The 13,660-nt window shown below is 62.9% G+C and carries 8 protein-coding genes and 2 tRNA genes; 3 read left to right on the top strand and 7 right to left on the bottom strand.

Annotated elements, in window-relative coordinates; translation table 11 throughout:
- Positions 1-100 precede the first annotated feature (100 nt).
- Positions 101-1,069, top strand: a complete 969-nt coding sequence (locus O0882_RS11105; RefSeq protein ID WP_289947896.1) for an AraC family transcriptional regulator — start codon at positions 101-103, stop codon at positions 1,067-1,069.
- Here the strand turns inward: O0882_RS11105 and O0882_RS11110 are convergent.
- Entirely contained in the window at positions 1,051-4,623 is a 3,573-nt protein-coding gene (locus O0882_RS11110; RefSeq protein WP_289947898.1) for a hydantoinase B/oxoprolinase family protein, read from the bottom strand. The two genes, O0882_RS11105 and O0882_RS11110, sit on opposite strands and share 19 nt — an antisense overlap.
- 130 nt (positions 4,624-4,753) lie before the next feature.
- Here O0882_RS11110 and O0882_RS11115 point away from each other — a divergent pair, with 130 nt between their 5' ends.
- Positions 4,754-6,307: an NAD(P)H-hydrate dehydratase gene (locus O0882_RS11115; protein ID WP_289947900.1), complete on the top strand. Its 1,554-nt coding sequence runs from the start codon at positions 4,754-4,756 to the stop codon at positions 6,305-6,307.
- An 8-nt stretch (positions 6,308-6,315) separates the two neighbouring features.
- Here O0882_RS11115 and O0882_RS11120 read toward each other — a convergent pair whose 3' ends face one another.
- Positions 6,316-6,963: an ABC transporter ATP-binding protein gene (locus tag O0882_RS11120; protein ID WP_289948464.1), complete on the bottom strand. Its 648-nt coding sequence runs from the start codon at positions 6,961-6,963 to the stop codon at positions 6,316-6,318.
- A 217-nt stretch (positions 6,964-7,180) separates the two neighbouring features.
- On the opposite strand from O0882_RS11120, the gene O0882_RS11125 reads away from it, so the two are divergent.
- The gene (locus tag O0882_RS11125) at positions 7,181-7,756 is read left to right on the top strand and encodes an arylesterase (RefSeq protein ID WP_289947902.1); all 576 of its coding nucleotides are present in this window, start codon (positions 7,181-7,183) and stop codon (positions 7,754-7,756) included.
- A 175-nt stretch (positions 7,757-7,931) separates the two neighbouring features.
- Here O0882_RS11125 and O0882_RS11130 read toward each other — a convergent pair whose 3' ends face one another.
- The 5 genes from O0882_RS11130 to lon form a co-directional block, all read right to left on the bottom strand.
- Positions 7,932-9,857, bottom strand: a complete 1,926-nt coding sequence (locus O0882_RS11130) for a SurA N-terminal domain-containing protein (RefSeq protein ID WP_289947903.1) — start codon at positions 9,855-9,857, stop codon at positions 7,932-7,934.
- Between the two features lie 421 nt (positions 9,858-10,278).
- A tRNA-Asp gene (locus O0882_RS11135) sits at positions 10,279-10,355 on the bottom strand.
- Positions 10,356-10,372: 17 nt separating this feature from the next.
- Positions 10,373-10,449: transfer RNA gene (locus tag O0882_RS11140), tRNA-Asp, on the bottom strand.
- 125 nt (positions 10,450-10,574) lie between these two features.
- Positions 10,575-10,847 (bottom strand): HU family DNA-binding protein, encoded by a 273-nt coding sequence (locus O0882_RS11145; RefSeq protein WP_010398442.1) that lies wholly within the window; start codon positions 10,845-10,847, stop codon positions 10,575-10,577.
- Between the two features lie 204 nt (positions 10,848-11,051).
- Positions 11,052-13,463, bottom strand: coding sequence for an endopeptidase La (lon, locus tag O0882_RS11150; RefSeq protein ID WP_289947905.1), 2,412 nt, complete (start codon positions 13,461-13,463; stop codon positions 11,052-11,054).
- Positions 13,464-13,660: the final 197 nt, after the last annotated feature.

A 13,660-nucleotide genomic window follows, 5' to 3' on the forward strand; every position in this document is an offset into this window, starting at 1 on the left:
CCGCCCGCCGTTACCGCGATCCTGCAAGACCTTTGCACGATCCTCCAAATCTGCGTAAGATCAAGCCCTGCCCTTCCCTACCTGACGCATACTGGCCCACATGTCCACCCTGTCCACACAGATCCCCCCGCAAGATGAAATCGCCGCCCTGATCAGCCGCCACGCGCCGCGCAATGGCGACTACGCGACGGCCATCGGCAACCTCACCTTCCACCGCCAGTCCTCGGTCACGGAATCGCTGTTCCATGCGGCGCGCCCCAGCGTGGCCATCATCGCGCAGGGGGCGAAAGACGTCACCCTGGGCAGCGAAACCTTCCATTACAGCCGCATGCAGTATCTGCTGACCTCCGTCGACCTGCCGGTGCAGGTGCGCGTGGCGCAAGCAAGCGAGCAGCAGCCGCACCTGTGCGTGGTGCTGGGCATCGACATCGCCGACGTGGCCGCACTGCTCGACAGCGAAAGCGCCGCTGGCGCGGGTGGCACCGCGCAGCAGAAAATCCTGCCCGCCACGCGCGGCATATCCGTCAGCGACGTGTCACCGGAGCTGCTCGACGCCATGCTGCGCCTCGTGCGCCTGCTCGACAAACCGGGGGAAATCGCCGCGCTGGCGCCCTTGATCCGCCGCGAGCTGACCTACCGCCTGCTCAATGGCCCCGTCGGCGCGCGCCTGCGCCACATGGCGCTGGCCAGCAGCCAGTCGCACCAGGTGGCGCAAGCCATCGACTGGATCAAGCACCATTACGCGCAACCGCTGCGCATCGAGCACCTGGCCGGCATGGCGAACATGAGCATGTCGTCGCTGCACCACCATTTCAAGGCGATTACGGCCATGACGCCGATGCAGTACCAGAAGCTGCTGCGCCTGCAGGAAGCGCGGCGCTTGATGCTGGTCGAGCAGATCGACGCCGGCACGGCCGGCTACCGCGTCGGCTACGCCAGCGAATCGCAGTTCAGCCGCGAATACAGCCGCCAGTTCGGCCGCGCGCCCATGCGCGACGTGGGCCAGGTGCGCGCGCAGCTCAGTGGTGCCAATGCCAGTGCTGACAGGGCCTATTCCGGCTTGCCGTAACCGCCGCCGCCCGGCGTTTCGATCACGAACACGTCGCCCGCCTGCATGTCGGTCTTGCCGATATGCGCCAGGTGTTCCAGCGTGCCATCCGCGCGCTCGACGTAATTGCGCCCCAGCGCGCCCGCCTCGCCGCCGGCCATGCCGAACGGCGGGTAAATCCGGTTGTTCGACAGGATCGCCGCCGTCATCGACGCCAAAAAGCGCATCCGGCGCACGCCACCATTGCCGCCGTGCCAGCGCCCCGCCCCGCCCGAGCCGGCGCGGATGCTGTAGCTGTCCAGCCGCACGGGGAAGCGCCATTCCAGAATTTCCGGGTCCGTCAGGCGCGAATTGGTCATGTTCGTCTGCACCACATCCGTGCCGTCGAAACCGGGACCGGCGCCCGAGCCGCCCGATATCGTCTCGTAATACTGGTACTTTTCGCTGCCGAACGTGAAATTGTTCATCGTCCCCTGCGAGGCGGCCATCGCCCCCAGCGCGCCATACAGGGCGTTGGTGATGCAGGTCGAGGTTTCCACATTGCCCGAGACGACGGAGGCCGGGTACTGCGGATTGAGCATGGAGCCGGGCGGGATGATCACGGTCAACGGCTTCAGACAGCCCGCGTTGAGCGGTATATCGTCGTCCACCAGGGTGCGGAATACGTACAGCACGGCCGCCATGCAGACGGCGGACGGCGCATTGAAGTTGTTCGGCAGCTGGCTGGACGTCCCCGTGAAATCGATGACGGCGCTGCGCTGCGCCACGTCGACCCTGATCGCCACCTTGATCTGCGCGCCGTTGTCCAGGTCCAGCGCGTAACTGCCATCTTTCAGGGTCGTGATGACCCTGCGCACGGCTTCCTCGGCGTTGTCCTGCACGTGGCCCATGTAGGCTTGCACCACAAGCAAGCCGAAATGCGCGACCATCTTGCGCAGTTCCTCGGCCCCCTTCTGGTTGGCCGCCACCTGGGCGCGCAGGTCGGCCAGGTTTTGCCGGGGGTTACGCGCCGGCCAGCTGCCGCCCGCCAGCAAGGCCAGGGTGGCGTCTTCGCGCATCACGCCCGTGGCGCCGTCAACGAGCTTGAAATTGTCGATCAACACACCCTCTTCCTCGATGCGCGTCGAATCGGGCGGCATCGAGCCGGGCGTGGTGCCGCCGATATCCGCATGGTGGCCGCGCGAACCGACATAAAACAGGATGGCCTCGCCCTTGTCATCGAAGACGGGCGAAATGACCGTCACGTCGGGCAGATGCGTGCCGCCGTGATACGGATCGTTCAGCATGAAGACGTCGCCGGGCCGCATGGCGCCCGCGTTGCGCGTCATGACGGTGCGGATGCTCTCGCCCATGGAACCAAGGTGCACGGGCATGTGCGGCGCATTCGCGATCAAGTGGCCTTGTGCGTCGAAGATGGCGCAGCTGAAATCGAGCCGCTCCTTGATGTTGACGGAATGGGCCGTGTTTTGCAGGCGCAGGCCCATCTGCTCGGCGATCGACATGAACAGGTTATTGAAAATTTCCAGCATCACGGGATCGGCATTCGTCCCGATGGCACGCCGCTCCGGCAAGGCGGCGACTCTGCGCAAGATCAAATGGCCGTGCGCCGTGACGTCCGAGCGCCAGCCCGGTTCGATGACGGTGGTGGCGTTGACATCGCTGACGATGGCAGGTCCATCGATGGCGTCGCCGGGACGCAGGCTGTCCGCCCCATACAGGCCGCTGTCGCGCCACACGCCGGCGCAGTACATGGCCACCGTCGCCAAAGGCGCCAGCGCGCCCGCGCGGGGCGCATGGTCCGGCGTGGCCACTGCCGGCGCATCGGACGCGCCGATGGCTTCCACGGAAATGGCTTCGACGATCAAGGAGCGCGCCGGCATCAAAAAGGAAAAGCGTTTTTTATACGCCGCTTCAAACTGCGCCTGCATGCCAGCCACCGTATCGAACAGTACGACGAGGGCCGTATCCGTGCCTTCGTAGCGCAGGTGCACGCGCGACACCAGCGCGATGCGGTCAAGCTCCACGCCCTGGCGCAGCAAGTCGCCCCGCGCCAGCTCGCCCAAGGCCGTGAAATCGACCTCCAGCTGCGTGCCCAGTGCCGCCTCGATGGCCTGTTCGCGCATGGCGCTCTGGTCGGCCAGTCCCATGCCGTAGGCCGACATCACGCCCGCCAGGCTGTGGATAAACACCGTGCGCATGCCCAGCGCATCGGCCACCAGGCAAGCGTGCTGGCCGCCCGCGCCGCCAAAGCTGGTAAGCGTATATTCGGTGACGTCATGACCGCGCTGCACGGAAATCTGTTTGATGGCGTTGGCCATGTTGCCCACGGCGATGGCGACATAGCCTTCGGCCACCTGTTCCGGCGTCGAGTTCACCGTGCGCGCCAGCGCTTCGAACTGGGCGCGCACGGTGACCGCATCCAGCGCTTCGTCGGCGTCGGGGCCGAAGACGCGGGGAAAGAAAGCCGGCTGCAGCTTGCCCAGCATGACGTTGCAGTCGGTGACGGCCAGCGGGCCGCCACGCCGGTAGCTGGCGGGACCGGGGTTGGCGCCCGCGCTGTCCGGCCCCACCTTGTAGCGGGCGCCGTCGAAGTGCAGGATGGAGCCGCCGCCTGCCGCCACCGTGTGGATGCTCATCATGGGCGCGCGCATGCGCACGCCGGCGATCTGCGTCTCGAACACGCGCTCGAACTCGCCCGCGTAATGCGACACGTCGGTGGACGTGCCGCCCATGTCGAAGCCGATGACCTTGTCGAAACCGGCCAACGCGCTGGCCCGCACCATGCCGACGATGCCGCCGGCGGGGCCGGACAAAATGCTGTCCTTGCCCTGGAAGGCGCGCGCATCCGTCAAGCCGCCGTTCGACTGCATGAATTGCAGGTGCACGCCGGGCAGCTCCATCGCCAGCTGGTCGACATAGCGGCGCAGGATCGGCGACAGATAGGCGTCGACCACCGTGGTGTCGCCGCGCGCCACCAGTTTCATCATGGGGCTGACCTCGTGCGACACGGACACTTGCGTAAAACCGGCCTCGCGCGCCAGCTGCGCCACCCGCGCCTCGTGCGCGTGATGGCGGTAGCCGTGCATCAGCACGACGGCGATGGCGCGCACGCCGCGCGCATGCGCGTGTTCCAGCGCGGCGCATGCGGCTACTTCATCGAGCGGCGTGACCACCTCGCCGTGGGCGCCCATCCGCTCATCGATGTCGATCACGTCGCCATACAGCAGTTCCGGCAAGACGATCTGGCGTGCGAACAGCTGCGGGCGGTTCTGGTAGGCGATGCGCAGCGCGTCGCGAAACCCGCGCGTGATGGCCAGCACGGTGGGTTCGCCCTTGCGTTCGAGCAGCGCATTGGTGGCGACCGTCGTGCCCATCTTGATGGCACCTATCTGTTCCACGGGCAGGGGCGCATCGGAGGCAAGGCCCATCAGCCGACGCATGCCGGCCAGCGCCGCGTCGCGGTACTGGCCCGGGTTCTCCGACAGCAGCTTGAAGGTGGCCAGGCTGCCGTCGGGACGACGCGCCACGATGTCCGTAAAGGTGCCACCCCGGTCGATCCAGAATTGCCAGTCCATCGTCCTGCCCCCTGTCTTAAGTGAGATGGCTATTGTAGCCGCCAAACAGGGGCGCGTTTCAGGCGTGCGCGCCTTGCCTTTCACCCGGTTCGGCCGTATGTTGAAGGCATATCAATCATTGGAACGCACCATGACCCAGACCGACTTTGCCAACACCGCCCTTCCTCTGTATTCCATCGCCGAACTGCGCGCCATCGAACAAGCCGCCATGCGCGACCTGCCGCAAGGGTTGCTGATGCAGCGCGCGGGCCAGGCCGCCGCCAGTGCCGCCCTGAAGCTGCTGCACGCCCAGGAAGATGGCGACGACGCGGGCCACCGGCGCGTACTGGTACTGGCCGGCCCCGGCGACAACGGCGGCGATGCGCTGGAAGCGGCCGCCCACCTGGCCGGCAGCGGCCTCGAAGTGCTCGCCTGGCTGGCGCCCGAGGCGCAAGCCACCTCGCCCGAGCGCGAACAGGCGCTGAGCCGCGCGCGCAACAGCGCCGCGCGCCTGATGGAAGCGGCAACGTCCACGGCGTCGGCGGCGGTGGGCGCCGCGCCGTGGGACCTCGTCATCGACGGCTTGTTCGGCATCGGCGCATCGCGTCCCCTGGACGGCGAATGCCGCGACATGGCGCAGCTGGTCAACAAGCTGGCATGCCCCGTGCTGGCGCTCGACGTGCCCAGCGGCCTGCACGCGGACACGGGCGCCATCGACGGCGTCGCCATCCGCGCCACGCATACGCTCACCTTCATCGGCGACAAGCCGGGCCTGCACACGGCAAACGGCCGTGACTATGCGGGTGAGGTGGAGGTGGCCAGCCTGGCCATCGACCCTGCCCTGCTGCCGCCTGCCAAAGCCCAGCTGGGCGGCCTGCACCTGTTCGCCCGCCAGCTGCAGCCGCGCCAGCAGAACACGCACAAGGGCAGCTACGGCAGCGTGGCCATCATCGGCGGCGCGCAGGGCATGGCGGGCGCGCCCATCCTGGCGGCGCGCACGGCCCTGCATGCGGGCGCGGGAAGAGTGTATATCGCATTTCCCGACACGCCGCCCGCGTTTGACAGCGGCCAGCCGGAGCTGATGTGCCGCCGCGCCCAGGACGTGGATTTCTCGGGCCTGCACTTTGCCGCCCTGGTGGCGGGACCGGGCCTGGGCGACGACGCCGATACGGTGGAGCTGCTGCAGCGCACGTTCGAGAGCGACAGCCCGCTGCTGCTCGACGCCGATGCGCTGAATCTGATGGCGGCCGAGCCGGAACTGCAATCGGCGCTGGCCATGCGCACGGGCGCGGGCGCGACGATCTTGACGCCGCATCCGCTGGAAGCGGCACGCCTGCTCGACATGACGGTGGCCGAGGTGCAAGCCAACCGCCTGGGCGCGGCGCGCCAGCTGGCGGCGCAGCTGGGCGTCATCGTCGTATTGAAAGGGTCGGGTACGGTGATCGCCGCGCAGGATGGCAGCGTGGTGGTCAACAACACGGGCGGCCCCGCGCTGGCGACGGCTGGCACGGGCGACGTGCTGTCCGGCCTGTGCGGCAGCCTGCTGGCGCAGGGCTGGCCCGAGTGGGAAGCGGCGCTCGGCGCCGTGTGGCTGCACGGTGCAGCGGCCGATGCGCTGGTGGCCGCAGGCAGCGGCCCGATCGGCTTGACGGCCGGGGAATTGATCCCGGCCATCCGCAAGCTGATCAATGCGTTGTCGGCATAGTTAAAGCGCTATAACAGCCGCCCTGCCGCAATCGTGATGGTGCGGCCGCAGCGGGCCGCAATCGAACTGTCGTGCGTGACGAGCACCAGGGTCGAGCCCCGTTCACGGTTCAGCTCGAACATCAGCTGGATCACGGCCTCGCCCGTTGCGGCGTCCAGGCTGCCCGTCGGTTCGTCGGCGAACAGCAGCGGCGGCTGCGTGACAAAGGCGCGCGCCAGGGCCACGCGCTGCTGCTCGCCGCCGGACAGGTATTTAGGATAGTGCTTCAGGCGGCTGCCCAGATTCACTCGACCCAGCATGGCTTGCGCCTTTTCCTTCGCATCCGGGTCGCCCCGTAATTCCAGCGGCAGCATGACGTTTTCCAGCGCCGTCAGGTGGGCCAGCAGCTGGAAGGACTGGAACACGAAACCCAGCTTTTCCTTGCGGAAACCGGCGCGGCCGTCTTCGTCGAGGGCGAAGATATCCGTGCCGTCGAGGATGACCTTGCCCTCGCTGGGGGTGTCCAGGCCAGCCAGCAAGCCCAACAAGGTGGACTTGCCGGAACCGGAGGCGCCGACGATGGCCAGCGTCTCCGCCGTTTGCACGGTAAAATCGACTTGATGCAGGATGGTCAGCTCACCATCGGCATCGGGTACGCGCTTGGCCAGCTGGACCACTTCGATGGCCGGCCGGGCATTTTGGCTGTTGGGTGCGGCGGGCCGCTGGGCCGCTGCGTCGGACGGGAGAAAACTGGTGGAAGTCGCTTTAGGGAATTCGGGCATGCTGATCTATCTTAAAAAATTTCGTGAACAAATGAGTGTCAAGGGCAGCAGCCCCATGCGGCGGCGCACGCTGTCCCTGCTTCCTGCGGCAGCCCTGCTGTTGGTACCCTGCATGACGAACGCCTATTCTGCACCAAAAACGCTGCTGGTGCTCGGCGATAGTCTCTCGGCCGAGTATGGTCTGGCGCGGGGCACGGGCTGGGTGGCGCTGCTGGAACTGCGGCTGGCTGCGCAAAAGAACGACACGCGCATCGTCAACGCCAGCATCAGCGGCGAGACCACCAGCGGCGGCCGCGCGCGCCTGCCCGCCCTGCTGGCCAAACACCAGCCCGACGTCGTGCTGATCGAACTGGGCGCCAACGACGGCTTGCGCGGCTTGCCCGTGGCGGCCGCCGAAGCGAATCTGCGCGCCATGGGTGAGGCAGCCAAAAAATCGGGCGCGCAAGTGGTGCTGGTGGGCATGCGCATGCCGCCCAACTATGGCCGCGCCTATGGCGAGCAGTTTTATGGCGTGTACGGCAAGCTGGCCAAGGAATGGAAGGCGCCGCTGGTGCCCTTCATGTTCGAAGGCATCGCCGACCAGCCGCAGCTGTTCCAGGCCGACCGCATGCACCCGAATGCGCAGGCGCATCCGACGATCTTGAAAAATATCTGGCCGCAACTGGCGCCGCTGTTGAAGGCCAAGTAAGCCGGTTCATAAGCGCACTTAATTTTCACCCCGTTTTCACCCCGAAGGCCGAACTGCCGGGGTCGGACCCTCAGGGTCCGACCCCAGTCTTACGCAGTTGGGTGACATAAAGTGCCCGACTCGCAGACAAAAAAATAGCCGCTTGAAAGCGGCTATTTTTATGGGCTAAAACTGATTACGGCGCTTCCGGCGCTGCGGCGGCCGGGGCAGTGACCGGCTTGACGATCTTCACCTTGGCTTTGGCTTTCAGGTATTCGACGTAATCGAACATTTCCTGTTGCGCCAGGATGCCGCTGATCTGGTCTTTCTCTTGCTGGCGGCGCGCCGCGTCCACTTGTGCCGGCTGCTGCACCTTGCCGATGCGGTAGATGCCGTAGCCCAGGGCTGGCAGGTCCACGCCCACGTAGGCTGGCAGCTTGCTCGTGTCGGCTTTCATGACTTGCGCGATGGCGGCGCGGTTGATGCCGTCGAGCTTGCTGCGCGACACCCATTGTGCGGCGCCGAAACCGGTCGCATCACCCGAAGCCTTCAAGGCGGCCAGCTTGGTTTCGCCGGCTTTTTTGGCCAGCTTTTCCGCTTCTTCCATCGTCACGCGCTGACGGATCATCGCTTCGACTTCGGCCAGCGGACGCTTGCTTGCTGGCTTGAATTCCACCACGCGGCCAGCGATCAGCACGTTCGGTGCAACGGTGACGGCTTCCGTGTTGCGCTTGTCCTTCAAGGAATCGTTCGAGAAGATGGCGGTCAGGAACTTGGCGTTGTTGAACGGCGCCTTGCCCAGTGCTGGCGACGGCGTGCGCGACAGGTTGGCGACGCTTTCCACTTTCAGTTTCAGCTTGTCGGCCACCGGTTTCAGGCTGTCCGATTGCTCGTAGACCGTGTTGGTGAACGTTTCCGCCATTTCCGAATACTTCTTGGCAGCAAATTGCTTGCGCAGGTCGGCCGTGATTTCGCCGCGGACTTCATCGAGTGCCTTGACGTGCTGTGGCTTGAGCGAGGTGACGGTCAGGATGTGGTAACCGAAATCGGAAGCGACGACATCGCTGATTTCGCCTTGCTTGAGTTTGCTTACGGCGCTCAGCAGTGGTGCTGGCAAGCCATCCTTGCCAATCACGCCCAGGTCGCCGCCCTGTTCGGCCGAGGCCGGGTCTTCCGACTTGGCTTTCGCCACGGCGGCAAAGCTGGCAGGCGTTTTGCGCACGTCAGCCAGGATGGCTTCAGCCTTGGCCTTGGCGGCTGCCTTGTCGGCGGCCGATGCGTCTTTCTTGACGGCTACGAGGATGTGGCTGGCCTGGCGCGCTTCTGGCGTCGTATAGGCTTTCTGGTTCTTCGCGTAGTAGCCGGTCACGTCGGCCTCGGTGACGTCGACTTGCTCGCCGGCAGCGCTGTCGTCCAGCACGACGTATTCGATCTTCGCTTGTTCCGGGATTTCGAAGAACTTGCTGTTCTTGTCATAGAAAGCCTTGATCATGGCGTCCGTCACTTTGACTTCCGACACGTACTGGTCGATCGGCAGCAGCAGTTCCTGCACTTCACGCTCTTCCGAGGTGATGTCGGACAGGCGCTTGGAGACGGTGCCTGGCGCGAAGGCGGTGCCTTGCACGGCGCCGGCCAGTTGCTGCAGGGCCATGTCGCTGCGGCGGCGCGCATCGTATTGCTGTGGGGACATGCCTTGCGCGGCCAGCATGGCCTTGTAGCGTTCCAGGTCGAATTTACCGTCCGGCAAGGTCAGGCCTGGGATTTCCAGCACTTCCTTTTGCAGTACGGCATCGCTGATGACGAGGTGGCTACGGCCCACTTCGGCAGCCACGGCGCGCTCGGCGATCAGGTTGTCGAGGATGCTCTGGCGCGCTTCCGGCGTGTCGAACATTTTCTGGTCGAACTGCTCGCCCATCATCTGGCGGTAGCGGTCGATCTGCTGGCGTTGCGCTTCTTCATATTGCTGCTGCGTAACGACCTGGTCGCCGACCTTGGCGATGGTGTTCGCGCCGTCGCCGAAGCTTTGGTAGCCGCTGATACCGACCAGTGCAAAAGACGGGACGATGACCAGCATCAAGAGAAACTGCATCAAGCGTCGATGGGTACGAATAAATTCAAACATGGTCAGCCAATTCGGGATGAGTGGATCACTATAAAAAAAGGCGAACATGCGTTCGCCTTGATTTCTTCGGCGGAATGGACGGGACAGATGTCCACTTCCCCTTTAGATTCAACAACTTGGCGCTGGAACTAAAGCAGGATTCTGACGCCCAAGCCATTATCTCCTGATTCTACAATGCCCATAGCGCTATAGCAAGAGTAAATCAGGGCGCGCGGCCTGCCCCGGCGGCGGCGGCAGGCAAGGCGCCAGCCAGGGCATAGCCTGGCCATTAAGCACGACAAAGCTTAAAGCGGATTTAAATACCCGCGCCGGCCATTTAAAAACGGCAAACGGAGAATTGAAAATACGGGAGCGCCAAGATAATCGGGCGCATAAAAGAAAAACCCGCGCTACTTATTCAGCAGCGCGGGTTTCTATATTCTGGCGGAGCGGACGGGACTCGAACCCGCGACCCCCGACGTGACAGGCCGGTATTCTAACCAACTGAACTACCACTCCTTAAGAGCGTATTTTTTTGGCGGAGCGGACGGGACTCGAACCCGCGACCTCCGACGTGACAGGCCGGCATTCTAACCAACTGAACTACCACTCCGAAAAATACACAGTACTGCTTGCATTTGCATCCAGGGTTGCGATTCGTAGAACTTCAACCCTGAAATCGCGGCACCCGAGGGCGCCGCCAAATGTTTCCGGTGATTGTCACCTCACCGAAGTCCGTTAGTTTACAGCATCCTTCAAAGCTTTACCAGCTTTAAATTTTGGAACTTTTGCTGCTTCGATCGTGATCGCTTCTTTCGTACGCGGATTGCGGCCGGTACGCTCAGCGCGTTCGCTGACCGAGAAAGTGCCAAAACCAACCAGCGTTACGCTGTCGTTGTTTTTCAAAGTTTCCGTCACGCCGCCGATAACAGCGTCGAGTGCGCGCGCAGCGGCGGCTTTGGAAATGTCAGCTTTTTCAGCAATGTGGTCGATCAATTCAGTCTTGTTCACTAGCATCCCCAATTACAAAGGTATAAAACGATTACCGTATCGTTGCGGCACTTTTGGCACCACAGCTGTCCGGCGAAAAAAATGTGCAGGCGTATTAAACAAGCCACACTGTATATGTGTCAAGCGCTTTGGGGGCGCAATTCACGTTTCAATATAAAACAAGCGCTCTAAAAGCGCTTGTTTGGGGAAAACAGGGGTAAAACGTTAGTGTTTTACCACCTCGCCGGCCGTGTCAGGCTTGGCCGCGGCAGCCGTGACGGCCTCCACCGCAGCGACTTCCACCAAGGGTTCAGGCATGCGTTCGAGGGCGATTTCCAGCACTTTATCGATCCAGCGCACGGGCACGATCTCCAGTTTGTTCTTGACGTTGTCCGGAATTTCGGCCAGGTCTTTCACATTCTGCTCTGGAATCAGGACCGTCTTGATGCCGCCGCGATGGGCCGCCAGCAGCTTTTCTTTCAGGCCGCCAATCGGCAACACTTCGCCGCGCAAGGTGATCTCGCCCGTCATCGCCACGTCGGCGCGCACGGGGATGCCCGTGTAGACCGATACCATCGCCACCGTCATGGCCGCGCCAGCCGAAGGACCGTCCTTCGGTGTCGCGCCTTCCGGCACGTGGATGTGGATGTCGCTCTTCTCGAACACGTCCGCCTTGATGCCCAGGCGCTGTGCCCGGCTGCGCACCACCGTGCGGGCTGCCTCGATCGACTCTTTCATGACGTCGCCCAGGGTACCCGTGCGGATGATGCCGCCCTTGCCCGGCATCGACACGGCTTCGATGGTCAGCAGATCGCCACCCACTTCCGTCCATGCCAGACCGACCACCTGGCCCACCTGGTTTTCTTTCTCTGCGACGCCGAAATCATAGCGGCGCACACCGAGGAATTTATCCAGGTTCTTCGAGTTGACGATGACTTTCTTGTCGGATTTTTTCAGCAGCAGCATCTTCACCACCTTGCGGCAGATCTTCGACACTTCACGCTCGAGCGAACGCACACCGGCTTCCCGCGTGTAGTAGCGGATGATGTCGCGCAGGGCCGACTCGGCCACCGAGATTTCCTCTTCCTTCAAGCCATTGTTCTTGATCTGCTTCGGCAGCAGATAACGCTGCGCAATGCTGGTCTTTTCATCTTCCGTGTAACCGGACAGACGGATCACTTCCATGCGGTCGAGCAAGGCTGGCGGAATGTTGTACGAGTTCGACGTGGCCACGAACATCACGTCCGACAAGTCGAAATCGACTTCGATGTAATGGTCGGAGAACGTGTGGTTCTGTTCCGGATCGAGCACTTCCAGCAGGGCCGACGAAGGGTCTCCACGGAAATCGGCGCCCATCTTGTCGACTTCATCGAGCAGGAACAGAGGATTGCGCACGCCGACTTTCGACAGCGATTGCAAGATCTTGCCCGGCATCGAGCCGATGTAGGTGCGGCGGTGGCCGCGGATCTCGGCTTCGTCGCGCACGCCGCCCAGGGCCATGCGCACGAACTTGCGGTTCGTGGCGCGGGCGATGGACTGGCCCAGCGAGGTTTTACCCACGCCCGGAGGACCGACGAAGCACAGGATAGGCGCTTTGAGCTTGTCGACGCGCTGTTGCACCGCGAGGTATTCCAGGATGCGTTCCTTGACCTTGTCGAGGCCGTAGTGGTCGCCTTCGAGCACTTTTTCCGCATTCGCCAGGTCGTTATTGACCTTGGATTTCTTTTTCCAAGGCAAGTTGACCAGGGTGTCGATGTAGTTGCGCACGACGGTGGCTTCGGCCGACATCGGCGACATCAGCTTGAGCTTTTTCAGCTCGTTGGTGGCCTTGTCGAGCGCTTCCTTCGGCATCTTGGCCGAAGCGACTTTTTTCTCCAGCTCGTCGAGGTCGGCACCATCTTCGCCCTCGCCCAGCTCTTTCTGGATCGCCTTGACTTGCTCGTTCAGGTAGTACTCGCGCTGCGATTTTTCCATCTGGCGCTTGACGCGACCACGGATGCGCTTTTCCACCTGCAGAATGTCGAGCTCGCCTTCGAGCTGGCCCAGCAGGTGTTCGAGGCGCTTGGCCACGCTGAAAATTTCCAGGATGACTTGTTTTTGCTCAAGCTTCAGGGGCAGATGCGCGGCCACCGTGTCGGCCAGGCGGCCGGCGTCGTCGATGCCCGACAGGGATGCCAGGATTTCCGGTGGAATCTTTTTGTTCAGTTTGACGTACTGGTCGAACTGCTGCACGATCGCGCGGCGCATGGCTTCGACTTCCGACTCGTCGCCCGGCTCGGACTCGAGCGGCGTCAGGTCGGCGATGAAGTGCGTCGGCGAATCGCTGATGTGGTTGATACGGGCACGCTGCGCGCCTTCGACCAGCACCTTGACGGTGCCATCGGGCAGTTTCAGCATTTGCAGAATATTGGCGACACAGCCAATTTCATAGATATCCGAAGGGGACGGCTCGTCCTTCGCGGCTGCTTTTTGAGCGGCAAGCATGATGCTCTTGCCCTGCTCCATCGCAGCTTCCAGCGCCTTGATCGACTTTGGACGGCCAACGAACAGCGGTATCACCATATGCGGGAAAACGACGACATCCCGCAACGGCAATAACGGCAGTTGAGTTTGCTCAGTTAATTTGGAAGTTGTCATGGCGTACCTTATAGAAAGCGTGTTTACGATGTTGGCGCTCGCTGCCAAAACACAAGACCGGCGAGAATAAATAATTCTGTGAAACAAACATAGAGTCTATTTCGCAAAACACACCCGCATGACTGTAACAAATGCAGTTTTAACAGTAAAAAAGCCACACGCAGCTAAGCGCCGCGAGTGGCTTTACGATTGAAGCC

The sequence above is a fragment of the Janthinobacterium sp. SUN073 genome (assembly GCF_030397665.1).
Taxonomy (GTDB): domain Bacteria; phylum Pseudomonadota; class Gammaproteobacteria; order Burkholderiales; family Burkholderiaceae_D; genus Janthinobacterium.

What these genes read in the sequence shown, in the direction of transcription:
- lon (WP_289947905.1), bottom strand. Translation starts at nt 13,463, where the DNA reads ATGACAACTTCCAAATTAACTGAGCAAACTCAACTGCCGTTATTGCCG.
- O0882_RS11105 (WP_289947896.1), top strand. Translation starts at nt 101, where the DNA reads ATGTCCACCCTGTCCACACAGATCCCCCCGCAAGATGAAATCGCCGCC.
- O0882_RS11125 (WP_289947902.1), top strand. Translation starts at nt 7,181, where the DNA reads ATGACGAACGCCTATTCTGCACCAAAAACGCTGCTGGTGCTCGGCGAT.
- O0882_RS11130 (WP_289947903.1), bottom strand. Translation starts at nt 9,857, where the DNA reads ATGTTTGAATTTATTCGTACCCATCGACGCTTGATGCAGTTTCTCTTG.
- O0882_RS11115 (WP_289947900.1), top strand. Translation starts at nt 4,754, where the DNA reads ATGACCCAGACCGACTTTGCCAACACCGCCCTTCCTCTGTATTCCATC.
- O0882_RS11110 (WP_289947898.1), bottom strand. Translation starts at nt 4,623, where the DNA reads ATGGACTGGCAATTCTGGATCGACCGGGGTGGCACCTTTACGGACATC.